Origin of the sequence: Legionella septentrionalis (assembly GCF_003989745.1) — a bacterium.
GTDB lineage: Bacteria > Pseudomonadota > Gammaproteobacteria > Legionellales > Legionellaceae > Legionella_A > Legionella_A septentrionalis.
On the sequence record NZ_RZGS01000001.1, the window covers coordinates 36,941 to 60,051 of the forward strand.

Sequence of the window (23,111 nt, forward strand, 5' to 3'; positions counted from 1 at the left end):
GCATGCGAAGTGAATAATCAGGCGGGTTTATTTTGCTGGGTCAACCATTTTTGCCAAGATACAAGATCATTTTCACCATAATTTTTTCCACTCAGGGACTTTAAAATGGCATAGGCAATCTCATGGTTGTTGAGCTGCTTAAGTTTTAATAAAGCCAATAATTTATTTCCTGCTTTTTCAATCAATATTTTTTGGGTTTCGCCATTTTTAGAAGCTTGCAGCAATACAAACAAGGACTTGTTCCTATCGGATACATAAGGAGAATCCAGTAAAGCGATGAATGGCTCTACGTTAATTTTATTTATATTGGCTCTTAACATGGTCATATCGATGACACGTATCACGTTATTGCGTACGCCGTCATCTGCATCAAGCACATGCGGAAGTAACAGGGTGATAATTTCCTGCGGGTCGTTGAATTGACCTATTAAAAAAGCCGCTGCCGCGCGCCGTTCCGGATCTTCATCTTCATTCATTGTGCTTATAATCAATGGCTTTTCCTGAGGCGTGTGTGTTTTAAAAATCTGTAAATATGGTTTTAATTTAGGATGCGCAAACCCTGCCGCGCAATGGTAAAAAGGGCATACCATCTTTTTCTCATCTATCTCATTATTTCCTATGAGCTGAGTTTCAAGCCGCGTGTATTCAATCATCGAATCGATTAAATTATTCTTTGCTTTGCGCTTTCCCGTAAAAAATGGCTTGGGCGTCACAAAGCGCATTCTCTCAGGCTGTTGCTTTTCGATTATTTCTATAGTCGTATAAAATTGTTTTCCAGCAGGTTCGGTGGGATAAAATACAGTTTGAAATTCAACAAAAAGAAAATTACCTTGCTTTTTGATAGATTCCGTTAATTGCAACTTTTGCAACAATAATTTTTCCAGGGACTTATCCACTTTACCCTGCGCGCTAAAAATTTTTTTTTGCAGGGCTTCTTCAAGCTGACCTATTTGTGCCGCATGTTGTTTTAAAATTTTCTCTGATTTTTTTTCATCTACACCATACACATCTACAATGCTTTGCGCAAATACAGGCGTGCAAAGAAAAAACCCGGTTAAAAAAGCAACGATATATTTCATTAACTCATCCTTTATTAATATTAAAGCCCATTTAAATACACATGATATTGCATGTTTTCATCTACAATTTTTGCCACCTCCTCATGGTAACTTGAAATCATCCGCCGATGTTGTGGGGGCACCCAGCGAAAATTTCTGGTTTTTTGCATTAAAAAATGAATAAACATATCAAGCATTGGCAACTCGGGACAATACGCTTCAAGCCATAAAAACTGCCCTTGCTCATTGACTTCCAAAAAGACGTATTCCCCCTCGGGTGTGACTATGAAATCCAAAGAACCAAATACCAGTTGCATGCTTTGCATAAATTTTTTTATCTTGTGCTCAACCGAAGCGGGCAATAAATAAGGTTCTACCTTAAGCTTACCTTCCGGAATGGCACGCCAATCCATCTTCCCCTCGGGATGCTCCTGAGAATTTAATTTTGCGGCAACGACATGATCTCCAAAGCAAACTATTCTTAATTCGTAAGCTTTTTGCACTTCTTTTTGATATATGCCTGGCGACAATTGCAGTAATTCTTTATCTGGGAAATCCCTACCGTGTATTTTTGCGGTATAAGCAATCTTTATACTCTTCTCATCTGACCAAAAATGCGCACATAATGGCTTATAAATTACACTGTCTTCATGGCCAGCAATAAAATGCTCAATATCATCCGGATCATTGGAGCATAAAGTCTTGGGAATTAATAAGCCACATTGTATGGCTTTTTGTAATTGATATAATTTTGCATTGGCCCTGGTGGCCGCTTCTTTAGGATTAACCCACCATGCATCAGGCGCCAGGTTATAAAGCATGGATTCGTGGAACAAGACATTTTCACGCAATACAAATTTATGATCAGCAACATGTACTGCGCCAGTTGGCAGATAAGGTTTGCGCACGCGCCGCCACCACACGACATCATATTGGTTTTGTACAAAAGAAGCTTGGGCATCCGAGCTTTTCCAACAATAACTATCGGGTGTAACGTACACGGAATTTTTTTGTTTTGTGGGATGATCGGCAGTAAATAACAACCTGACGGTTTCTCCTGACTCCTCCAATGCCAGCTTCACCAACACTGCATCGGTATCATCAGGTTCTGTCGCAATTAAATATTCCATTTATTTTCCTGTAAAAACTGGACTTGCTGTCATGAAGCGCCCTGAGCTAGCCAGGGCTTTCGCTTATAAATCACCATCGACTACGACATCATAAATTACGTCTGAAGCGACTCCGGATACTTTGACGGTTTGACGCGTGGTGAGTTGCGGTCCTCCCCCGCCAGACACTTGCTCCAATTCCTCATTGGAGATTTGTTTTGCTAAGGTGTAACCGAGGACTCGCTTATTTTTATTTTCCATTTTAAAACTCCAGTTTGTGTGTTCTTAACAAGGAAAAATCCCTTTAACCCGTCAAGCATTAACTTTTTCTTCCTGAAAACAGTAAAGCCGCAGTGTGATAAATTAAAAACGTCAGGCTACAACCGTGATGGCAGGTGCCGTAAAAAAATGAATGGGAGTTAGAAAGTTTGAGTAAATTGCAACAGAGATAAGGGATTGAAGAATATCCATAATTTGTCCTTGCTAAAATGTTTCCAAATATTCCTTTGCGAAGCCACGGTTAAGCTACCATTACAAAATTAAAAAGACAATACACCCCAAAAAAAATTTCTTTATGCAAACAACCAAGCCCCTGGCTGTGATGCATGGATTTCCATAAGCATGCATTTCCGGATAATTTTCTTAAAAGCGACGCACCCATTACAATCAGTTATACTTAAAACAGATTTCACTCCGTGCAGCCAAGGTTTTGCTCATCCGCCGACAAACACTTGCTGCCCATAACCATCACGGTATAATCAGAACAATTGTTTAAGGAAGGGACCGCAATGATTGCAAAAACACCTCTGCATGGCAGACATGTGGCGTTAGGTGCAAAAATGGTTAATTTTTACGGCTGGGAAATGCCACTGCACTATGGCTCGCAAGTAGAAGAACATCATCACGTCCGGCAACATGCCGGCATGTTCGATGTCTCCCATATGACGGTTGTTGATGTTTTGGGAGCAGGCGGGCGACAATTTTTACGCAAACTGCTCGCCAACGATGTAGATACCCTGGAACATACGGGACGAGCGTTATACAGCTGCCTTTGCAACGAACATGGGGGCATTATTGACGACTTGATCGTCTACCAAAGAGCTCCCGATAATTATCGCCTGGTTTTAAATTCTGCAACGCGCGCACGTGATTTGGCTTGGCTTCGCGACAAGATTCATGGCTTTTCCGCAGGCTTGCAAGAACGCACCGATTTAGCCATGCTGGCAGTCCAAGGCCCTGATGCCATTGCCAAAATGACGGCTATCCTAAATCCTGCCCAAAGCGATGCTATTTCAACTCTGACCCATTTCGAATGCGTCGATGTAGACGGTTGGTTTTTCGCACGGACCGGATATACAGGCGAGGACGGGCTGGAAATCGTCGTGCCGCAAGAGACCATAACCACTCTTTGGGATATCCTTTTACAGGCAGGCATCAAACCATGCGGTCTTGGAGCACGCGACACCTTGCGTCTGGAAGCTGGTTTATTGCTATACGGGCAGGATATGGACGAAACCACAACACCTCTTGAATCGGGATTAGCCTGGACAGTAAAGCTCGAACCGCAAGATCGTGATTTCATCGGCATGGGAGCTTTGCTTTCCCAAAAACAACAAGGCATTCGCCGGAAATTAGTAGGCTTAACTTTATTGGAAAAAGGGATCATGCGAGCCGGCCAGCACGTTATTATTCCTGGCCAGACAGAAGGTATTATCACCAGCGGCACATACTCCCCCACATTGCAAACTTCAATTGCTTTAGCCCGAGTGCCTGTCAACACCTCAGAAATGGTACAAATAGACATACGCGGCAAGCTTGTTCCGGCGAAAGTGGGCAAACCCCGCTTTGTAAAATATGGCAAACCCCTTAAAGAGGATTAATTTAAGTCATGAACAATATTCCCAATAATCTTAAATACACCCGCACGCATGAATGGCTACGCCAGGATGAAGAAGAAATGACGATGGGGATCACCCATCACGCCCAAAATTTGTTGGGAGATTTAGTCTTCATAGAATTGCCGAAAGTGGGCGATGTCATCAATGGCGGTGATGAAATAGGCGTTATTGAATCCGTTAAAGCCGCTGCAGATTTTTATTCGCCCATTAGCGGTGTTGTCATTGCCATTAACCCGCAAGTGACTGAAAATCCAGGCTTGGTAAACAAAGATCCTTATGGTGCAGGCTGGCTTATAAAAGTAAAAGCCAGCAATTTTGACGATGTTGGCAACTTATTGGACGCCGAAATGTATCAGGCTGAGATAGGAGAGGATCACTAAGATGCCTTATATCCCGCATACGAGCGAAGATACCGCTTTAATGCTCTCCAGCATCAAAGCAGAAAATACCGAAGAATTATTTGATGAAATCCCGGACTCATTGCGTTATGGGGAATTTAAAGGCATACCCCACGGGCTTAATGAAATGGATATGCTGCGGCATGCGCAAAAAATCGCCGCTAAAAATAACAATGGCGTGTGTTTCTTAGGTGCCGGCAGTTATGATCATCACATTCCTGCAGCCGTATGGGATATAGCATCCAGAGGCGAATTTCTTACTGCATATACGCCATACCAGGCCGAGGCAAGCCAAGGTACTTTGCAATTATTATATGAATTCCAAACGATGATTGCAGAATTGACGGCGATGGAGGTTGCCAATGCCTCGCTATACGATGGGGCAACAGCACTGGCTGAAGCCGTGCTTATGGCCATACGCATTAACCAGCACAGTAAAACAAAACGCATCCTGGTGGCCGGCACCATTCATCCATTTTATCGGGAAACTTTACATACCATAGTCAGCAATCAACACGTTGAAATCATCACCTTGCCGTTTGATTTGCAAAAAGGGATTATTGACTTGAATTTGCTGGAAAAATATCGGGGCGAAGACATTACCGCCCTGGTGCTTGCGCAACCCAATTTCTTTGGCTGCCTTGAGCAGGTAGACGAGTTATGCAATTGGGCGCATGCAAATCAAAGTATTGCCATTGCCTGTGTTAATCCAATCTCATTAGGCTTACTAAAACCGCCTGGCCACTGGGGGAAAGCAGGAGTAGACATTGTCTGTGGAGAAGGGCAGCCGTTCGGTGCGCCCATGGCTTCAGGCGGTCCTTATTTTGGCTTTTTTAGCACGCGCTTGGAATATGTACGCCAAATGCCGGGCCGTTTAGTCGGACGCACCCTGGATAAAGATGGCCGTACCGGCTTTACACTAACTCTGCAAGCCAGAGAACAACACATTCGTCGAGGTAAAGCTACTTCAAACATTTGCACCAACCAAGGTTTGCTGGTAACCGCTGCAACCATCCACATGAGCTTACTGGGGGCAGAAGGTCTTGCCAGCGTCGCGCGCAATTGCCACAGCAATACGCATCGCCTTGTGCAATCCTTACTTGCCATTGATGGAGTGGAATTGGTTTTTAACTCTCCTTATTTCCACGAAGCCTTACTGAGGATGAAAAAACCGGTGGATTATGTTTTAACCGCATTGCAGCAAGCGGGTATTGCCGGCGGTTATGCAGTTGCCGCACATTATCCTGAATTAAGCAACACGCTGTTGGTTTGCGCAACGGAAATGCGCACCCATGCAGAAATCGCGCATTATGCGCAAGCCCTTAAACATATTCTGTCGGTGGATAACCCATGTTTATCATAAAATTAACTTATAAAGCGCCCATCGCGGAAGTGGATAAATACTTGCAAGCCCACCGCGAGTTTTTGGATTATTATTACAAACAAGGTTTACTGCTAGCCTCAGGGCCTATGAACCCCCGCACGGGTGGCATCATCATCGCCTTGACGAAAGACAAAGCGCAACTGGAAGCGGTTTTTCAGCAAGATCCCTATTTTTTAGCGGAAATTGCCGATTACGAATTTATTGAATTTACACCCGTAAAACATTGCAACGAACTTAAAGATTTGATTCAAACGACGGAAGGGAAATTATGCTGATTTTTGAAGGATCAAAACCAGGCCGGCAAGCAACTGCACAACTCCCTCACTTTGAAGCAAAGGATTGCCACATCCCTGAAAATTTTTTGCGCAAAACCCTTCCCCGCTGGCCTGCTTGCTCTGAATTGCAAGTGATTCGTCATTTTACCCGCTTGTCTAAACATAATTTTTCTATTGATACTAATTTTTATCCGCTGGGTTCCTGCACGATGAAATACAATCCGCGGGGTATCCATAAAGCGGCAAGCTTGCCCGGTTTCAGCCAACGTCACCCCTTGACGCCGGACAAAGACAGCCAGGGTTTCCTGCAAATTCTTTTTGAGCTGCAAACTTACCTTGCTGAAATCACCGGTATGAGTGGCGTATGCTTGACGCCCATGGCAGGTTCGCAAGGCGAATTCGCAGGCGTTGCCATGATCAAAGCTTATCATCAATCGCGTGGTCACTCGCACCGGCAAGAAATGCTTATCCCCGATGCAGCACATGGCACTAACCCTGCATCCGCCGCGATGTGTGGCTTTAAAATAGTAGAAATTCCCACGGCTCCTGATGGTGATATGGATTTGCAGGAATTACGCAAAAAAGTGGGCCCCAATACGGCTGGCATCATGTTAACCAATCCATCCACGTTGGGATTATTCATGCGCCAGATTAAAGACATAGCGGCCATTGTCCATGAAGCCGGCGGTTTGCTGTATTACGACGGGGCAAATTTAAATGCTATTTTGGGCAAGGTAAGACCAGGTGATATGGGCTTTGACGTCATGCATTTAAACCTGCACAAAACATTTGCCACCCCACACGGCGGCGGTGGCCCAGGTTCAGGACCTGTGGCAGTGAGTAAACGCTTGCTACCCTTTCTACCTTTACCCATGGTCATTCAAGAAAAAGAGCAATTTCGCTTTGCAGATCAAAATGATTTACCACAAAGCATAGGCCGGTTGTCTTGTTTTATGGGAAATGCTGCCATTTTGTTAAGAGCGTATTTCTATATACGCGTCCTGGGGAAAGAAGGGTTATTACGAGTTTCAGAATATGCCACTTTGAATGCAAATTATTTGTTGCATGAATTGACTAAAGCAGGTTTTACACCCGCCTATCCATCAAGACGTGCCAGCCATGAATTTTTATTGACATTAAAATCTGAAAAAAAACAATTTGGCATCACGGCAATGGATGTGGCCAAACGTTTACTGGATTATGGTTTCCATGCGCCAACCACTTACTTCCCGCTGCTTGTACCAGAATGTTTACTCATTGAACCTACCGAAACAGAATGCAAGGAAGAACTCGATGCATTTGTCCGCGCAATGAAAACTATCCGTCATGAGGCTGAGCACCAGCCGGATCTTTTGCAAAATGCGCCCTTCACCATGCCGGTTAAACGCTTGGATGATGTAAAGGCCGCACGGGAGCTTGATTTAAATTTTTATGCACCAAATGAAGATAACTAACTAAAAAATAATTAATTTTATTTTTATAAACTACTTTTCTGTTCAGTAAAAATAAGTTATAAAAAGCAAGCAAGAGGCCTCTTAAAGCAAATTATTTCCGCAAGATACGTGAAATTTCAGCAGTGTTTCTACTGAAGGATCTGAATAGCTGTGAAAAAGGATAAGTTATTATTTCTTTCAAGGAGTGAAAAATGAACAGCAAGGTGTTTTCACAACGGTTTAATCGTGAATTATCTTTATTAGGATTTCCGGAAGATCTTAACGAAAAAACGAAAGCAGTTGCCAAAGTATTCAATGTTACCCGCCATTTGGCCAATGCCATGATCTTCGGTCATGTTTTACCCTCCTCCGAACAGCTCGACCGGATTGCGGAAATCCTTGAAGTGTGTCCGTTATGGTTAAGCGGCGCCACTGATAGAAAAAAAACGTATCCGGGGCGCGAAACGGTAGAGTCGTAAAACGTGTAGTGTTAGCCAGATTAGGGTATACTATGCATGCATGCTGCATTTATTGATATGATTTGCATGATTATGGCCGTTGCCAGTTTGAAAATCCCTTGTCCACAAGTATTGTAATATGGAATGTCTAAGTTATTGTATTGCTAACAGCATTGATCTCACCCGTTTGGATAATCACTATAAGACCAAACTGGGTGATTATGCGTCTACCCGTTCTCGCGATACATTAAAATTAAACCATCATAATTCGAATACTACCGTTTTTGTTTTTAAGAATGGTACTGTCGTTTCCTGGGGGGTCAAACGCCATCAAATCCATGCTTATCTAGACACCATCCGCCTCTTTGCCGATAAACCCATCAATTTAATGGTGCACGATGAATTCAGTTACCAAATCAGTGACCGAACTGCCATTGAGCCGCATGATTATTTTGATGTCGATTGCATCAGCATTGATACGGAAAGCGATGACTTAAAGCTAAGCCTTTCCTACGGTTTTTCGCAATCGGTAAAATTACAATATTTTGAAACCATTCTGGAAGCACTGATTGAGAAATATACGCCTTTAATCCATAGTCTTTCCACGCAGGGTGCAATGCGTATTTCCCGCAAGCAAATTCGACAAGTGATTGGAGAAATCCTTGGGGCAAAAAGTGAGATGAATTTAATCAGTAATTTTTTGTATCATCCAAAGTTTTTCTGGCAACACCCCACGCTGGAAGAATACTACACCATGCTCGAACGTTATCTTCACATGCAAAGGCGGGTAAATGCCATTAACCACCGCTTGGATACATTAAACGAAATTTTTGATATGTTTAATGGGTATTTGGAAAATCGGCATGCCCATAGCTTGGAAGTGATAATTATTATACTCATTGCAATTGAAATTATCTTCAATGTAGCGAATTTCCATTTTTAATGCCCTAACTTGCGGTTTCTTTGGAACTATTCATGGCCGAATTAAAATCCCGCTCCCTTTCCCACCCTTTAAAAACCGAAATAGTAGCCGGCATCACCTCGTTTCTTACCATGGCTTACATTGCCTTTGTTAATCCTGCTATCTTGCAGGATGCCGGCATGGATCAAGGCGCTGTTTTTACAGCAACTTGTTTAGTTACCGCTTTTGCCTGTATGTTGACCGGCTTGTTTGCCAATACGCCCATTGGCGTGGCCCCAGGTATGGCACTCAATATTTATTTTTCTTATAGCGTTGTGCAAACTTTAGGCATCGATTGGCAACACGCTTTAGCCATGGTCTTCATCTCGGGCACCTTGTTCTTCCTAGTAAGCTTGACGCCTTTGCGCAAGTTATTGATTGAAGCTATCCCCTATAATTTACAAATTGCCATTTTAATCGGCATCAGCCTCCTGATTGCATTGATTGCTTTGCAAACCAACCAAATCGTTGTCGGCGGCCCGCACACCCTCATGCACTTAGGCAATATACGCCGTCCACAAACTTTGTTATTTTTAACAGGCTTTTTATTGATCCTGTCGCTGGATTATTATCGGGTGCGCGGCGCCATTATAATCGGCATCCTCATTATTAGCGTTTTCAGCTTGTTGGTCGGCATAACCCCGTGGTATGGGTTAATGAGCTTGCCGCCATCCTTGGAACCCACACTTTTTAAATTGGATTTTTCGGGATTAGGCAGCACAAATGCCATCAAAGCCATCTTTACTTTCTTTCTGATAGCAGTGTTTGATGCGACAGGAACCTTGATAGGATTATTGCACCCTTCCATTTTTAAAGATCAACCCAATTATACAGAGCGCATGAGCAAAAGCTTGACTGCAGACGCCGCTGCATCTGCCGTGGCAGGATTGCTTGGCTCTGCCAGCACGTCCCCTTTCATTGAATCCGCCGCCGGCATAGAAGCGGGTGGGCGTACAGGAAAAACGGCTCTAGTGATTGCTGCAGGCTTTTTGTTAATGCTGTTCTTTTTCCCCCTGGCAAAAGCCATCCCCAATTTTGCAGTAGGCCCGGCACTCTTGTATGTAGCGTGCTGCATGATGCGGCATTTGGGAAAATTAAAATTGGCTGATATTAGCGAAATTGCCCCATGCATGGTCACGATCATGATGATCCCGTTTACTTTTTCCATCGCCGACGGGATAGGCGCCGGCCTCATCCTTTATGTATTGCTTAAATTGCTCACACGTCAACGTGTCAATACATTGCTATTAGTTTTAAGCTTACTTTTTGTGGTGTTCTTTTTTATAAGTTAAGCTGTTAGAATTTTTTCTTTAAGGCAAGCGAGCAACTAAATGACACAAAAATCTGCAAAACCTGAAAAGATGTCTTGGCTCATCCCCTATCTTATCGTTTCCGATGCAGGAGCGACTGCGCACTTTTATCAGCATAATTTTGGATTTGAAATTCTAAGCACCGCCAAGGATGATGCCGGCAAGATTTTCCATGCTGAATTAAGATATAAAGACATCGTCATCATGTGTGGCAATGCCGGCGTCGATGGCGATACAGCCAAACCACCATTGCAAGGTCATTTCGTGTCCCCAGTTACCCTTTATTTTTACCATGACGATGTGGATGCCTTGTATGATTTCTTACAAAACAACAATGTCGGTGTCGATGCTCCACCCACCAATGAATTCTGGGGAGATCGGGTAATCAATTTGAAAGATTTGGACGGGCATCGTTTGTGCTTCGCAACCCATGTGGCTGACCATCCATAGTCAGCTGTTCGAAATTGATGATGCATTTACTTACTTTAAAACTATGTTAAAGCAAGCACACCAACTGTCTTCCCAGGATTTACAGGCATTAGGTGCCCTCCTTGAACAGTGTAAACATTACGATGGTCATGTGATTCCTGTCTATGCGCATTTATTAACCCGCAAGCGGACGCTGCCTAGTCTTCTTTATTATCAAGATCAACAATTAATAGGTTTTTTAAGTGCTTTTGGCTTTTATGAAAATGCTTGCGAACTGGCTTTAATGGTAGCTCCGTCAGTAAGAAAACAAGGTATTGCCCGGGCGATGCTGCTGCATATGCTCCCGATTTTAGCAACTTTGCAATTGAATACCGTTATTTTTTCCAGCATCCACAGCACGCATAAGCCATGGTTTAACAAAAACCAATTTGCTCATCTGAAAAGCGAGTTTGAGATGGTTTGGGATATTGCCGAACTTCCTGAGACAGACGAATCAGAACTGCAGGTTTTTCAGGCTTCAGAAGTTGACATACCCTTTTTATGCTCTATAGACAGCCTTTGCTTCCCAGAGCAATCTATGGGGCAAAATAATATGGTTGAACGTTTTCTCAATTTGCTAAACGATGATACCTATACTATTTTTCTGGCCCGCCATGCTGGCATTCCGATAGGCAAGGCGCATATCCACTGGCTCGCAAACAGTGCGCAATTAACCGATATCGCTATTTTGCCTAAGGAACAACGGCAAGGACATGGCAGCGAGCTTCTTAGGCAATGCATTCGCTACATCCGCACGATGCGAAAAACCCCCATCACCCTGAATGTTGAAACACGAAATCAACACGCTCTGAATATTTACACAAATTTAGGTTTTATCATTACCAATATTTGCGATTATTGGAGCACTCAGCTAAACAATCTTTTAAAAAAATATAATATTTCCTGACCCTTAGAATTTACTTGACAGATTTTAAAGCCGCCCTTTAGTATTGCGATTCAGCCTCTTATTAAATGACTGCGAAGTCAAAACTACGGAATAGCCGGCACCAAATTGGGGATAGCGCATGAAAAAAAGGGTTGTGATTACAGGCATGGAAATTACTTCTTCCATTGGCTGCGGTTTAGAAACGTTTTGGCAAGCCGCAATTCGTGGCACATGTGGAATCAAACGCATCCAGGCTTACGATCCCAGCCCTTATACTACCCAAATCGCCGGAGAAATCACTTCCCTATCGCTGGCACACTTACCAGAATTTGACAAAAGGAAACGTTATCCCCGTGCCGCCCAATACGCCTTATTTTGCACGCACCACGCCATTGAACAAGCCGGATTAACCAAGCAAGAATTAAGCCATGCTGGAACTTATATCGGTACCAGCCTAGGCGGCACTCCAGAATTGGAATCTGCCTATGAATTGTTTTTTAAAGACAACTGGAAGAAAGTACCCGCTTTAAGCGTCATCCGTGGCATGCCCAATTCGGTTGCAAATCATATTGCCATTGCCTTTGGCATAGGCGGCCCCAATTCGACCGTTTCCAATGCTTGCGTGTCTTCTGCGGAAGCCATTGGCCAGGCTTATCAGCAAATTTCGCAAGGCAGATTAGCTGTGGCAGTATGTGGAGGCACGGAATCACTGGTTTGGGAAACCATTATGGCTGCCTGGTGCAAGCTGCGGGTAATGTCCACTCAAAATGAAAACCCGGCTACTGCCAGCAAACCATTTGATAAAAACCGCGATGGCATGGTGATGGCGGATGGTGCGGGAATTTTAATCCTGGAAGATTTACAACATGCAAAAGCACGCGGTGCCAAGATTTATGCCGAAGTCATTGGTTTTGGCGCCAGTTGCGATGCATATCACGTCACCGCCCCACACAGCGACGGGCAAGTTCGTGCCATTAATATGGCCCTTGATGATGCAAGACTTTCCATAGGCGACATCCAATACATCAATGCACACGGTACTGGCACGCAATTAAATGATATCACGGAAACGCAAACCATAAAAAATGTGTTTGGGGAGCGTGCTTATGAGATCCCTGTCACAGCACAAAAAGCAATGACCGGCCATGCGATTGGTGCTGCCGGGGCCATGGAGATTATTGCCACTGCTTTAAGCTTACAACATGGCATCCTGCTTCCCACTATTAACTTAAACGATCCCGATCCGTTGTGCGATTTAGATTACGTACCCAATGAAGCACGGCGAAAGGATGTCGATATTGCATTATCCAATCATTTTGCATTTGGCGGCGCTAACGCGACGCTGATCTTAAGGCGAACCAACGAATAATGGGGGTAAAAGGCTTGCATCTGTCTTTAAGTCAACCATTGCCACAAGCCCAACTCATTTTTTCACCCATAGAAAAAGATGCGGGCATACATAATGCCATATGACTTTCACTAAACTATACCGAATTGTTTTGCAACCATGCTAATAACCGCCATTTATTGCCAGCTGGCGCAGCTGATAGAAATTCGCAACTTTATCCACATCGAGTTATAATTGTCGAATTTTGTAAAATCAGAAGGTAATACATGAATGCTTCACTTGTTGAGATAGCAGCTTTAGTGCAAGGGGTGGTTGTTGGCGGTAACGAACGGTTAAAAATTTCGACTCTATCTCCAATTGATAACATCAGCGTAAACTCGTTAGTCTTTGCCGAAGGCGATGATAACATTAAACAGGCAGAAGCCTCGGATGCCGCTGCCATTTTGGTGGCCAAACATGTAAATGGTCTTAACAAGCCTATTATACAAGTCTCAGAACCCTTCAAAGCATTCATCACTTTAATACAACATTTCTATCCCGAACAAAAACCTGCAAGCGGAGTGCACCCCACGGCAGTTATCGCTTCTGATGTGGTATTAGGCAAGAATGTTGCCATTGGTCCTTACGTTATTGTTGAAGCAGGGAGCAAGGTGGGGGATAACTGCGTTATTAAAAGTCATGTTCACCTAGGTCACGGCGTCACGATTGGTGCAAATACGACCATTCATCCTCATGTAACCGTTTATGATAATTGCCAGATTGGCCAGCGCGTCAATATTCATGCCTCAAGCGTCATAGGCTCGGATGGATTCGGCTATACTGTGGATGATGGGAAACATTTAAAAGTCCCGCACGTCGGATGTGTGGTCATTGAAGATGATGTTGAAATTGGTGCTAATACAGTAATTGATCGCGCCACTCTTGGTGCCACTGTAATCGGCGAAGGTACGAAAATAGACAATTTGGTGCAAGTTGCGCATTCTGTGAAATTGGGAAAACATAATATTCTTTGTGCATTTACTGGGATTGCTGGCAGTACGACCAGTGGAAACCATGTAATTTTTGCTGCAAATGTAGGGGTCAGCGACCACGTACGTATTGATGATGGTGTGATTTTAGGCGCACGCGCAGGCGTACCTCCAAAAAAACACCTCAAACAAGGCAATATTTATTTAGGCAATCCTGCAAGGCCAAAAGATAAAGCAATTGAGCAAGAATTGGCTACTACCCGTATTCCAATCATGCGCAAAAATTTAAAAACGCTTAGCGAAAAAGTTGATGAACTTGCGCTGCGTTTAAAGCAGCAGGAGACCCAGCAATAATGTCTGATCCTTTGGTATTAATTGACGCTTCTTCTTATTTTTTCCGGGCTTTTCATGCCTTGCCTCCCTTAGTAACTTCTAAAGGGCAACCCACCGGCGCCATTTATGGCGTTGCCAACATGATTAAGCGGTTAATTAAAGACCATCAACCTCAACACATTGCTGTTATATTTGATGCCAAAGGTAAAACATTCAGAGAGGATTTATATCCTGAATACAAAGCTCATCGCCCGCCCATGCCTTCTGAGCTAAGCTGCCAGTTTGCTCCGTTATTGACTTTAATAGAAGCTATGGGCTTGCCACTGCTCATGATTGAAGGCGTTGAAGCAGATGACGTCATAGGCACCCTGGCACAGCAAGCAGTAGCCCAAGGCTTACCCGTCCTCATTTCAACCAGTGATAAAGACATGACGCAATTGGTGAATGAACACGTCACCCTCATCAATACCATGACTAACCAAATGCTGGATTCAGCTGGAGTCAAAACAAAATTTGGGGTAAGGCCCGACCAAATCATTGATTATTTAACTTTGATTGGCGACTCCATCGATAACATTCCTGGCGTTGCCAAATGCGGGCCGAAAACGGCGGCGAAATGGCTGGAAGAATATCAAACACTGGAAAACTTAACTGCCAACGCAGGGAAAATTACACAAAAAATTGGGGAAAACTTACGGGCCAGCTTACCGCAATTGCCTTTATCCAAACAATTGGTCACCATTAAAACGGATATCGATCTTCCTGTTACTATTTCCGATTTAAAACCGCGGATGCAAAACCGGCAACAATTGCTGGCCTTGACGCGCGAATTCGAATTCAAAACGTGGTTGAAGGAATTACTGAGTGAAGAAGAAGCAACAGAAGAAGCATTGGCTGAAAATTTTGTGCGACCAACGGTTGACGTCATTACCCAAATTGAACAATTAACTCCATGGATAAATAAATTACAATCTTCTGCAGAATTTTGCTTAAATACGGAAATTACCGATTTGGATACCATGCGTGCTGATTTAGCCGGGATTGCATTTACCCTGGAAAATGAAGAGCATTCTGTCTACCTGCCCTTAAGCCATCAGGATGGCAGCATCCAATTGGAGCGCGATGCAACCCTGGCTATATTAAAGCCTGTTCTTGAAAACCCAAATATCAAGAAAATTGGATACAATTTAAAAAACGATTACACCATTCTGAAGCATTATGGCATCACACTAAGAGGCATTGCTTTTGATACATTACTTGAATCTTATGTTATCAACAGTACCGCAGCAACCCATGATTTGGCATCGCTGGCGTTAAAATATTTAGGACATAAACCCATCGCCTTTATTGATATCGCAGGGGTTGGCAGCAAGCAATTGCGGGTTGATCAATTGCCTGTCGTCACCGTTGCACCCTATGCCGCGGAAAAGACACACATTATTTTAAAGTTGCATCAAACGCTCTACCCAATGATTGATGAAAAATTGCAATCCGTATTTCATGAAATAGAAATGCCCTTGCTGACCGTTCTTGCCGATATGGAGCGCCATGGTGTACTTATTGATACGGAAACATTGGCGAAGCAATGTTCGCGGCTAAAAACAAAACTGGCCGAGCTTGAAAAAGAAGCTCTGCAGTTGGCCGGCAAACCTTTTAATTTAAATTCACCCAAGCAACTGCAAGATATTTTATTTACCGAACTGCAATTGCCCGTAATTGCTAAAACGCCCAAAGGCCAGCCTTCCACTGCAGAAGCCGTTTTGCAGGAACTTGCATTTGATTACCGCTTGCCAGCCGTTATTCTTGAGTACCGCAGCCTTAATAAGCTGGTATGTACTTACATTGATGTTTTACCCAAGCGCATTAATCCTAAAACGCAGCGTGTCCACACTTCTTATAATCAAGCCGTAGCGGCCACTGGGCGCTTGTCGTCTAGTGATCCCAATTTACAAAACATCCCCATCCGCACGGAAGAAGGCCGCATGATCCGTAAAGCATTCATCGCTCCCCCAGGCCACGTATTGCTCGCCGCCGATTATTCGCAAATTGAATTGCGCATCATGGCCCATTTATCCCAGGATGCAAACTTGTTAAATGCTTTCACACAAGGATGGGATATTCATACCGCCACAGCCAGCGAAATATTCGGCATCGATTTGGATAAGGTTTCTCATGAACAACGCCGTCGGGCCAAAGCAGTCAACTTCGGGTTAATTTATGGCATGTCTTCTTTTGGTCTTGCTAAACAAATCGGTGTAGAGCGGGAAGACGCGCAAATGTATATTGATCGTTATTTTCTACGCTACCCTGGCGTTTTGCATTACATGGAAAGAACGCGGCGACAAGCGCATCAGCAAGGTTATGTAGAAACGGTATTTGGCAGGCGACTGCACTTGCCTGAAATAAATGCCCGCAATATGATGCGCCAGAAAGCGGCTGAGCGGACAGCCATCAATGCGCCCATGCAAGGTACCGCTGCTGATATTATTAAAAAAGCCATGCTGGCTATAGCCAAATGGGAAGATTCAACGCAAGCCGCAAGCTGTCGCATGATCATGCAAGTACATGACGAATTAATTTTTGAAGTAAAACAAGAAGCAGTGGAAAGCGTAAAACCAGTTATCCAGCGCTTAATGGAAACCACGGTTGAGTTATCGGTTCCATTAGTGGTGTCAATTGGCGTGGGGCCGAACTGGGATGAAGCTCATTAAGTGCAGAATTTTGCTCATCCTCAGCAGTGAATTCAAAGGCAAAATTAGCCAATGATTGCCGGATATGAGCTGGCGAAATAACTTTAGCCCAACTGCTGTATTCATTAAACGGTTTGTCATGCTGTTTGAATACTTCGGCAAATCCTTTCAGCATTTTTTCACAATCCGTCCAGGCAATAATAGGAAGATTTGGATAATTTCTCCAAATTACATCCGCCAAAGCAGGACCGTTACAATATTGCCCGTTGGCAGCATTCAGATTTCCATCCAAAATGATTAAGGCAGGCTCATTTTCCCGCAATTGCCTTAATGCATCTTCACTATCAAGTGCTACAGAAACACGGATATTAGAACAAGCTAACTGAAACAAGCGAGACAAACAAAACGCATTAAATGGGCTATCTTCAACTACTAATACTTGCATCACTGCTCCTCCTATCCGATAGAAGAGGAGTATAAAACACAGAAGCTTAAGAAAAACTTAATTTTAATGAAGAAAAATTTGAAAAAAGCCTTGCACGGCTCGAAGATTACATTTGACTTATAACCCAAAAATGTTCGATTCTCTATTTGTCTTAGCCAAAACCGTGATGATGGGCATGTTTGAACGACACAGAAATACATGACTACACCGATGGTTTCGCGGACTGTTTCACGCAATCTCGCATCTTTTGATTTTGCACATAGCACTATGCAGGCGCAGATTTGTAATTAATACTTATATGGCTGGCAGTTTTTTATGGAATGTTGCAGGCCAACCTTGGGCAATGATAAATAGGACTTAAAAGTCCTATTTATTCTATAAGCTGTATCTCTAGCTGCTGCCAAGATCATGCGGAAGAAGCAGCTGCAACCGCTCCCATCGCACCATCTTAGTCATTCTTCCTAACAAAAATTAGCGCTTGGTTGGGTTGCTGCCATTTTTATGGGTAGAATTCCAATCTTGGGTTTTACCTGGTTGTTGTTTTTGTTGGCCTTGGTTTGGACGGTTTTGTTGTGAAGCTTCCTTGGTTCCTTTATTGTTATTAGGTGTATTAGCCATTGTCATCTCCTTATAATGGTTATTGTTTTTTTAACTACAAAATTAATATAGACCAGGATAATGAAAATACAATACCAAGGAACCGCTCTTAGTGATTATGCTTTTTTTACATACTGGGATTTCAATTTCATCGGCCCAATGCCTTCAATTTTACAATCGATATTATGATCCCCTTCAACCAATCTTATATTTTTTACTTTTGTACCTACTTTAACCACGGCAGAAGACCCTTTTACTTTTAAATCCTTACTGACAATCACCGTATCGCCATCCTGTAATACGTTGCCAAAAGCATCGGTTACCGCTTTTTCGGAAGCAGAAGGCATTTCTTCTGTGACAGCCCATTCATGCCCACATTCTGGGCAAATAAAAAAGCCATTATTTTCATAAACATACGTTGAGTTGCACATGAGGCAATTAGGCAGATGATTCATCATAAATCCCGACTAAATGACGCATTATACACGTAAGTTACCCATAATTACCTATTTATTCGTCGCAGCGACGAACCATTTGGATAGATAATGTAATAAAGCTTCCAAATCTATGGGAGTTTGCGTCAAAGCAATGTATTTGTCCGGCCGAAATAAGACGGCTGTGGGCTCCGTAATGAATTGATTGATCGATTGCTCGTCTCTCCATATATATGCACAGCAACTAGGCTCTGGTTGCTTCTCACCTAACACTAAATGCGGAACAATAATTTGCGGATATTGCTCTTTAACCGTATTTGCCACTTCCGCCAACAGACCAATATCAACATAACCCATTCCAGAAAATAAAAATAAATGATGCATTGTCCCCTGCAGGATTTCATACAGCGCATGAGTTTTCGCGCGCTCTTTGGCATAAAAGTGATAATTGGCAGAGATAGCACCAGCTTTAAAATATTTTTTACGCTTGCCTAAAGCCTTTACGATAGGACTTTTTTTATAGGAAATTTCCAGTTCAGCCAGTTGTCTTGCCAATTTGTTTTTCACAAACTCTAAAGATAACAGCCATGATGCCATTGTATTTCTTAATTTTATGGCCACGGTATTTTCTAACAAAATCATCTTGGTCATAAGATGAGTTTCCTTCAACACGTCTTTACCAACAGGGAAACGTTCCAAATGATAACTTTCTAATAACGCTTCTCTGGCATGTCCTTTCTGCACTAATGCCAACTTCCAAATGAGGTTATATATATCCTGTATGCCCGTATTAAGCCCCTGCCCTCCAATGGGGCTGTGCACATGCGCGGCATCGCCTGCAAAAAATATGCGCTCAGCCCGATAATTCTTAATTTGACGGTGATGAATGAGAAACTTGTTAATCCAAACAGGGTGGGACAAACGGGCAGGATCAGAACAGCGTTGGGTAAACATAGCCGTGATGTCATCCAAATTCGGCTCGCTGTAATTATATTTAGGAGCTGTCGCCACAATACGGTAACGCTTATCACCCATAGGAAAACACGCCAATGGTCCATGCTCGCTAACGTATACCAACATGTAATCTTCGCGAAGCGCCCAATCGATTTGCACGTCAGCCAACCACCAGTTTTGCTTATAAGCAGAACCAAGGAATGGAACCCCCATTAGTTTTCTTGTGGTGCTATGCGCTCCATCACAAGCTATAATCCAGCAACATTCCAAGTTTTCAATCGTATGATCGCTTTTTTTAAGAATGGCCCGGACTTTATTGTCCAGTTGCTTAATGTCAAGCAATTCCGTCTGCCATTCCACGCTGGTGCCTTTATGCAAGAGGTGATCATGTAGAATGCGCTCAGTTTTGCTTTGCGGCAAATCAATTAAATAAGGGTAATTCGCATCAAGGTCGGCAAATGAAGTTTCGCCCAATTCTTTTCCTTGAGATTTAAATATCACCCGCTGAACTTTATGCCCCGCGCCAAGAATATCTCCAATCACACCACAATCCGCAAAAATGTCCAGAGTGCGGATATGTATCCCCAATGCCTTGGATCGTTCACTCAGAGTCAACTTTTTATCAATAATGCGGCAGCTTAATCCATTTCTTATGAGTTCATGAGCACAAAATAAACCGACAGGCCCTGCTCCCACAACGAGCACATCGCAACTTTCACTCATATTAAAATCCTTTTATATGCAGTCTTAATAGCTACAAAGTCTCAACCGTCTCTTGTTTGCCTATGAGCACCTTATCTGCCAACCGCTTGGCAAATAAGCCAGTCTCTACCACGCCTGGGATAATTTTAAGCGCCGTTTCCAAGGCTTGGGGCTGCTCCATGGTCAAATTAAAAACATCAAGAATAATATTCCCGTTATCGGTTACAAATCCTTCGCGATATTGCGGGTCGCCGCCCAGCTTTACAATTTCCCGTGCCACGAAACTGCGGGCCATGGGGATTACTTCCACTGCTAAAGGAAAAAACCCCAAATGCCGCACCAGCTTGCCTTCATCCACAATACAAATAAATTGCTTGGCTACGGTGGCAATGATTTTTTCCCGTGTTAAAGCGCCACCACCGCCTTTTATCATTTCCTTTCTGACAGTAACTTCATCAGCCCCATCAATATACACTGCCACTTCATCCGCCACATTTAAATCAATGACGGGAATATTTAAAGCGCGCAACCGTGTTTCCGTATCTTTTGAGCTGGCAACACAAGCATCAATCCTATGTTTTATCTTACCCAACTCTTCAATGAAATAATTCACTGTAGAGCCGGTTCCAACGCCCACTATCATATTGTCATCAACATAAGCTAATGCCGCTTTGGCCGCCTTGGCTTTTAACTCATTCATTGCACACACTCAATCGGGAAAAAAATAGTTTACCCATAATTTATCCAAGCCCCAAATTTTCTTTTATTTTGGAGAAGCTATTGCTTAGAAAAAAGCTCGGATTTAAATTGGATATGGAATCATTTCTCTAACGATTAGATACGACATTAAGGACAGCTATGATTTATCCTAATATCTTGGGCGCCATTGGCCGTACTCCTGTAGTAAAAATCAACCGTGTTGGCAAAGAACTAAATTGCGAGTTATACGCAAAATGCGAGTTTTTAAATCCAGGTGGTTCGGTAAAAGACCGAATCGGCTATGCCATGGTCAAGCATGCTCAAGAAAGCGGTCGCATTAGACCTGGCGATACGTTGATTGAGCCTACCTCGGGAAATACCGGGATTGGTATTGCCTTGGCAGGCGCGGTTTTAGGCTATAAAGTCATAATTACCATGCCTAATAAAATGAGCCAGGAAAAACAATCCATTTTGGAGCGCCTGGGTGCCACCATTTACCGTACACGCACCGAAGCAGCATGGAACGATGCAGACAGCCATATTTCCCTTGCCCAACAATTGCATCAGGAAATCCCGAATTCACACATTTTGGATCAATATGCCAATCCGGATAATCCGAATGCACATTATTACGGGACTGCGCAAGAAATCATTGATGATTTCGGCTATGACTTGCACATGGTCGTGGCAGGCGTCGGTACAGGCGGCACAATCACGGGACTCGCCCGGCGTTTAAAAGAACATAAACATTCCATACAAATTGTGGGTGCCGATCCGATAGGTTCCATCCTGGGTGGCGGCGATGAAGTTAAAGCTTATGAAGTTGAGGGAATTGGCTATGATTTCTTCCCTGAAGTTTTGGATAACACGTTAGTGAATCAGTACATTAAAACAAACGATAGCGATTCTTTCCATATGGCCCGACGTTTGATTCAGGAAGAAGGATTATTAGTAGGCGGCTCCAGCGGCGCTGCCATGTGGGCAGCACTGCAAGCTGCCCAAACCTTGGAAGCTGGGCAGAAATGCTTGGTTATCTTGCCAGATTCCATCCGCAACTACATGTCTAAATTTGCTCATGATGAATGGATGAAAAGCCAAGGCTTCCTCTAGGAAGCCTTGCAATTAAATACGAGCGCTTGGCTGTGTATTTTCAAGTTGAGCAGAAAATACATTCTTGGAAATATGGTTTATCGTGTAAGCCCTGGCAAGGGCATGGATGAGTTCGTTGACAATTTGCTGCTCATTACTTTCAGGCAAAACAATGGGTTTTGCGGCATTAGTTGCTTGCGCCTGCGTAATAGCGTCAAAAAAGTGTGCATGGCCGTGTTCAGTACCCACATGCTGGATACGGCCACGTAAATAATCACTGCTAGGCATGCTTTTCACATAAATTTGCAGTAAATCCTGCTTGGTCAATTCTTTCGCGGCCACCATAGCTTGCAAACGGTGAACCATAGAATCGTATTCTTCCAGCAAGCGTTTATCCTCTGCCTCAATTCTTGCCATAATTTCCGGCATGGGTAAATCTTCAGCTTCCTGTTCTACCGGCTTTATGACACGTGCAGAATGCAAGACGGAAGCAAAACGCTGTTTTTCCATCACCATTGGCATGTAATGTTTGTGTTGACTATCCAATTGTATAATGGCTTCAGGATTTACCGAAGTTTCGTTATAACGTAACTTCATGGGCAATTCCTTTCCATCGGCAACGACATTAACCTTGACGGGAATATCCAAAACTTGAGCAATCGCGGCAATTCCTGTCTCATCTACATAGGTGGAAGGCTGGCGCATTTTCACAGGAGAGGTATCTGCATCCACATACGCCCCATCAGGGATGCGCACGAATGCACCGCGGTATTTTTCCGGGTTTGCCATGATTTCTTTTACCATCATTTGCCGCAGCGTGTAAGCCATAGCAGGGAGCAATTCTGGCATGCCCACTTGTTTTATCACTTGCTGCAGTCGTTCAGAACCGGTAACCAAGCCGGCAAGAGAAGGCTTATGTTGCGGGAAATAAATAAAATGTTGGGAAAGAAATTCATTAAACGCATTCATTTTAAAGCGTTTGTTGCTTAAAAAATTATCCAAGACACATGCCATTACCGCACGCAACCCACAATCACCATTCCCGCCTACATTCACATACTCTTTACGAACAGCAGTTTGTTCGGAAGATTTGACCGGTTGGAAAAATCCTTGTCCTGCGATGTGTTGCGGTGTAGCCATGGCATTCTTCTCAAGGTTTAAACGGATAATTTCATTTTAATCAATAAATATTAAGGAAATATTAATATCTTCTT

23 protein-coding genes are annotated in these 23,111 nt (G+C 43.4%); 14 read left to right on the forward strand and 9 right to left on the reverse strand.

Annotated features, from left to right (window positions below; genetic code table 11):
* Positions 1 to 17: 17 nt before the first annotated feature.
* The 3 genes from ELY11_RS00180 to ELY11_RS00190 all read right to left on the reverse strand — a co-directional run bounded on the left by ELY11_RS00180 (position 18) and on the right by ELY11_RS00190 (position 2,428).
* Positions 18 to 1,079, reverse strand: coding sequence for a HEAT repeat domain-containing protein (locus ELY11_RS00180; protein WP_126953166.1), 1,062 nt, complete (start codon positions 1,077 to 1,079; stop codon positions 18 to 20).
* A gap of 20 nt (positions 1,080 to 1,099) precedes the next feature.
* Positions 1,100 to 2,188: a hypothetical protein gene (locus tag ELY11_RS00185; RefSeq protein WP_127032287.1), complete on the reverse strand. Its 1,089-nt coding sequence runs from the start codon at positions 2,186 to 2,188 to the stop codon at positions 1,100 to 1,102.
* Positions 2,189 to 2,251: 63 nt separating this feature from the next.
* Positions 2,252 to 2,428, reverse strand: a complete 177-nt coding sequence (locus ELY11_RS00190) for a bacteriocin (RefSeq protein ID WP_126953168.1) — start codon at positions 2,426 to 2,428, stop codon at positions 2,252 to 2,254.
* A gap of 527 nt (positions 2,429 to 2,955) precedes the next feature.
* On the opposite strand from ELY11_RS00190, the gene gcvT reads away from it, so the two are divergent.
* The 13 genes from gcvT (at position 2,956) to polA (ending at position 16,998) form a co-directional block, all read left to right on the forward strand.
* Positions 2,956 to 4,047, forward strand: coding sequence for a glycine cleavage system aminomethyltransferase GcvT (gene gcvT / locus ELY11_RS00195; RefSeq protein WP_127032288.1), 1,092 nt, complete (start codon positions 2,956 to 2,958; stop codon positions 4,045 to 4,047).
* 8 nt (positions 4,048 to 4,055) lie between these two features.
* Positions 4,056 to 4,445, forward strand: a complete 390-nt coding sequence (gene gcvH / locus ELY11_RS00200; RefSeq protein ID WP_126953170.1) for a glycine cleavage system protein GcvH — start codon at positions 4,056 to 4,058, stop codon at positions 4,443 to 4,445.
* A 1-nt stretch (position 4,446) separates the two neighbouring features.
* Entirely contained in the window at positions 4,447 to 5,826 is a 1,380-nt protein-coding gene (gene gcvPA, locus ELY11_RS00205) for an aminomethyl-transferring glycine dehydrogenase subunit GcvPA (RefSeq protein ID WP_127032289.1), read from the forward strand.
* Complete coding sequence (locus ELY11_RS00210) at positions 5,814 to 6,122, forward strand: YciI family protein (RefSeq protein ID WP_126953172.1); 309 nt, start codon at positions 5,814 to 5,816, stop codon at positions 6,120 to 6,122. The genes gcvPA and ELY11_RS00210 overlap by 13 nt, the downstream gene beginning before the upstream one ends.
* Entirely contained in the window at positions 6,116 to 7,576 is a 1,461-nt protein-coding gene (gcvPB, locus tag ELY11_RS00215) for an aminomethyl-transferring glycine dehydrogenase subunit GcvPB (protein ID WP_126953173.1), read from the forward strand. The genes ELY11_RS00210 and gcvPB overlap by 7 nt, the downstream gene beginning before the upstream one ends.
* 191 nt (positions 7,577 to 7,767) lie before the next feature.
* A complete protein-coding gene (locus ELY11_RS00220; protein ID WP_126953174.1) occupies positions 7,768 to 8,034 on the forward strand; it encodes a hypothetical protein in 267 nt (88 codons plus the stop codon).
* Between the two features lie 118 nt (positions 8,035 to 8,152).
* On the forward strand, positions 8,153 to 8,956 hold the full coding sequence (locus tag ELY11_RS00225; RefSeq protein ID WP_126953175.1) for an RMD1 family protein: 804 nt from the start codon (positions 8,153 to 8,155) through the stop codon (positions 8,954 to 8,956).
* 32 nt (positions 8,957 to 8,988) lie between these two features.
* Positions 8,989 to 10,266, forward strand: a complete 1,278-nt coding sequence (locus ELY11_RS00230; RefSeq protein WP_126953176.1) for an NCS2 family permease — start codon at positions 8,989 to 8,991, stop codon at positions 10,264 to 10,266.
* 39 nt (positions 10,267 to 10,305) lie between these two features.
* Positions 10,306 to 10,734: a VOC family protein gene (locus tag ELY11_RS00235; RefSeq protein ID WP_126953177.1), complete on the forward strand. Its 429-nt coding sequence runs from the start codon at positions 10,306 to 10,308 to the stop codon at positions 10,732 to 10,734.
* Positions 10,715 to 11,659: a GNAT family N-acetyltransferase gene (locus tag ELY11_RS00240; RefSeq protein WP_126953178.1), complete on the forward strand. Its 945-nt coding sequence runs from the start codon at positions 10,715 to 10,717 to the stop codon at positions 11,657 to 11,659. The genes ELY11_RS00235 and ELY11_RS00240 overlap by 20 nt, the downstream gene beginning before the upstream one ends.
* 118 nt (positions 11,660 to 11,777) lie before the next feature.
* The gene (locus ELY11_RS00245) at positions 11,778 to 13,007 is read left to right on the forward strand and encodes a beta-ketoacyl-[acyl-carrier-protein] synthase family protein (protein WP_126953179.1); all 1,230 of its coding nucleotides are present in this window, start codon (positions 11,778 to 11,780) and stop codon (positions 13,005 to 13,007) included.
* Positions 13,008 to 13,252: 245 nt separating this feature from the next.
* Positions 13,253 to 14,308 (forward strand): UDP-3-O-(3-hydroxymyristoyl)glucosamine N-acyltransferase, encoded by a 1,056-nt coding sequence (gene lpxD, locus ELY11_RS00250; protein WP_126953180.1) that lies wholly within the window; start codon positions 13,253 to 13,255, stop codon positions 14,306 to 14,308.
* Positions 14,308 to 16,998, forward strand: coding sequence for a DNA polymerase I (polA, locus tag ELY11_RS00255; RefSeq protein ID WP_127032290.1), 2,691 nt, complete (start codon positions 14,308 to 14,310; stop codon positions 16,996 to 16,998). Before lpxD ends, polA begins: the two co-directional genes overlap by 1 nt.
* Here polA and ELY11_RS00260 read toward each other — a convergent pair.
* The 5 genes from ELY11_RS00260 to rpiA all read right to left on the reverse strand — a co-directional run bounded on the left by ELY11_RS00260 (position 16,907) and on the right by rpiA (position 20,809).
* On the reverse strand, positions 16,907 to 17,422 hold the full coding sequence (locus tag ELY11_RS00260; protein WP_126953182.1) for a response regulator: 516 nt from the start codon (positions 17,420 to 17,422) through the stop codon (positions 16,907 to 16,909). The genes polA and ELY11_RS00260 overlap by 92 nt on opposite strands.
* Before the next feature lie 471 nt (positions 17,423 to 17,893).
* Positions 17,894 to 18,040 carry a hypothetical protein gene (locus ELY11_RS12335; RefSeq protein WP_158614953.1) on the reverse strand — a complete coding sequence of 49 codons (147 nt, stop codon included), beginning with the start codon at positions 18,038 to 18,040 and terminating at the stop codon, positions 17,894 to 17,896.
* 95 nt (positions 18,041 to 18,135) lie between these two features.
* Positions 18,136 to 18,474, reverse strand: a complete 339-nt coding sequence (locus ELY11_RS00265; protein ID WP_127032291.1) for a zinc ribbon domain-containing protein YjdM — start codon at positions 18,472 to 18,474, stop codon at positions 18,136 to 18,138.
* Positions 18,475 to 18,525: 51 nt separating this feature from the next.
* The gene (locus tag ELY11_RS00270; RefSeq protein WP_126953183.1) at positions 18,526 to 20,130 is read right to left on the reverse strand and encodes an FAD-dependent oxidoreductase; all 1,605 of its coding nucleotides are present in this window, start codon (positions 20,128 to 20,130) and stop codon (positions 18,526 to 18,528) included.
* 31 nt (positions 20,131 to 20,161) lie between these two features.
* Positions 20,162 to 20,809, reverse strand: a complete 648-nt coding sequence (rpiA, locus tag ELY11_RS00275) for a ribose-5-phosphate isomerase RpiA (protein WP_127032292.1) — start codon at positions 20,807 to 20,809, stop codon at positions 20,162 to 20,164.
* A gap of 158 nt (positions 20,810 to 20,967) precedes the next feature.
* On the opposite strand from rpiA, the gene ELY11_RS00280 reads away from it, so the two are divergent.
* On the forward strand, positions 20,968 to 21,918 hold the full coding sequence (locus tag ELY11_RS00280) for a pyridoxal-phosphate dependent enzyme (protein ID WP_126953185.1): 951 nt from the start codon (positions 20,968 to 20,970) through the stop codon (positions 21,916 to 21,918).
* A 12-nt stretch (positions 21,919 to 21,930) separates the two neighbouring features.
* On the opposite strand, the gene ELY11_RS00285 is transcribed toward ELY11_RS00280, so the two are convergent.
* Entirely contained in the window at positions 21,931 to 23,037 is a 1,107-nt protein-coding gene (locus tag ELY11_RS00285; protein ID WP_126953186.1) for an OTU domain-containing protein, read from the reverse strand.
* Positions 23,038 to 23,111: the final 74 nt, after the last annotated feature.

What these genes read in the sequence shown, in the direction of transcription:
- rpiA (WP_127032292.1), bottom strand. Translation starts at nt 20,809, where the DNA reads ATGAATGAGTTAAAAGCCAAGGCGGCCAAAGCGGCATTAGCTTATGTT.
- gcvPB (WP_126953173.1), top strand. Translation starts at nt 6,116, where the DNA reads ATGCTGATTTTTGAAGGATCAAAACCAGGCCGGCAAGCAACTGCACAA.
- ELY11_RS00210 (WP_126953172.1), top strand. Translation starts at nt 5,814, where the DNA reads ATGTTTATCATAAAATTAACTTATAAAGCGCCCATCGCGGAAGTGGAT.
- polA (WP_127032290.1), top strand. Translation starts at nt 14,308, where the DNA reads ATGTCTGATCCTTTGGTATTAATTGACGCTTCTTCTTATTTTTTCCGG.
- ELY11_RS00185 (WP_127032287.1), bottom strand. Translation starts at nt 2,188, where the DNA reads ATGGAATATTTAATTGCGACAGAACCTGATGATACCGATGCAGTGTTG.
- ELY11_RS00285 (WP_126953186.1), bottom strand. Translation starts at nt 23,037, where the DNA reads ATGGCTACACCGCAACACATCGCAGGACAAGGATTTTTCCAACCGGTC.
- ELY11_RS00230 (WP_126953176.1), top strand. Translation starts at nt 8,989, where the DNA reads ATGGCCGAATTAAAATCCCGCTCCCTTTCCCACCCTTTAAAAACCGAA.
- ELY11_RS00220 (WP_126953174.1), top strand. Translation starts at nt 7,768, where the DNA reads ATGAACAGCAAGGTGTTTTCACAACGGTTTAATCGTGAATTATCTTTA.
- gcvPA (WP_127032289.1), top strand. Translation starts at nt 4,447, where the DNA reads ATGCCTTATATCCCGCATACGAGCGAAGATACCGCTTTAATGCTCTCC.
- ELY11_RS12335 (WP_158614953.1), bottom strand. Translation starts at nt 18,040, where the DNA reads ATGGCTAATACACCTAATAACAATAAAGGAACCAAGGAAGCTTCACAA.
- ELY11_RS00270 (WP_126953183.1), bottom strand. Translation starts at nt 20,130, where the DNA reads ATGAGTGAAAGTTGCGATGTGCTCGTTGTGGGAGCAGGGCCTGTCGGT.
- ELY11_RS00225 (WP_126953175.1), top strand. Translation starts at nt 8,153, where the DNA reads ATGGAATGTCTAAGTTATTGTATTGCTAACAGCATTGATCTCACCCGT.
- ELY11_RS00280 (WP_126953185.1), top strand. Translation starts at nt 20,968, where the DNA reads ATGATTTATCCTAATATCTTGGGCGCCATTGGCCGTACTCCTGTAGTA.
- gcvT (WP_127032288.1), top strand. Translation starts at nt 2,956, where the DNA reads ATGATTGCAAAAACACCTCTGCATGGCAGACATGTGGCGTTAGGTGCA.
- ELY11_RS00190 (WP_126953168.1), bottom strand. Translation starts at nt 2,428, where the DNA reads ATGGAAAATAAAAATAAGCGAGTCCTCGGTTACACCTTAGCAAAACAA.
- ELY11_RS00265 (WP_127032291.1), bottom strand. Translation starts at nt 18,474, where the DNA reads ATGAATCATCTGCCTAATTGCCTCATGTGCAACTCAACGTATGTTTAT.
- ELY11_RS00180 (WP_126953166.1), bottom strand. Translation starts at nt 1,079, where the DNA reads ATGAAATATATCGTTGCTTTTTTAACCGGGTTTTTTCTTTGCACGCCT.
- lpxD (WP_126953180.1), top strand. Translation starts at nt 13,253, where the DNA reads ATGAATGCTTCACTTGTTGAGATAGCAGCTTTAGTGCAAGGGGTGGTT.
- ELY11_RS00235 (WP_126953177.1), top strand. Translation starts at nt 10,306, where the DNA reads ATGACACAAAAATCTGCAAAACCTGAAAAGATGTCTTGGCTCATCCCC.
- ELY11_RS00260 (WP_126953182.1), bottom strand. Translation starts at nt 17,422, where the DNA reads ATGCAAGTATTAGTAGTTGAAGATAGCCCATTTAATGCGTTTTGTTTG.
- ELY11_RS00240 (WP_126953178.1), top strand. Translation starts at nt 10,715, where the DNA reads ATGTGGCTGACCATCCATAGTCAGCTGTTCGAAATTGATGATGCATTT.
- gcvH (WP_126953170.1), top strand. Translation starts at nt 4,056, where the DNA reads ATGAACAATATTCCCAATAATCTTAAATACACCCGCACGCATGAATGG.
- ELY11_RS00245 (WP_126953179.1), top strand. Translation starts at nt 11,778, where the DNA reads ATGAAAAAAAGGGTTGTGATTACAGGCATGGAAATTACTTCTTCCATT.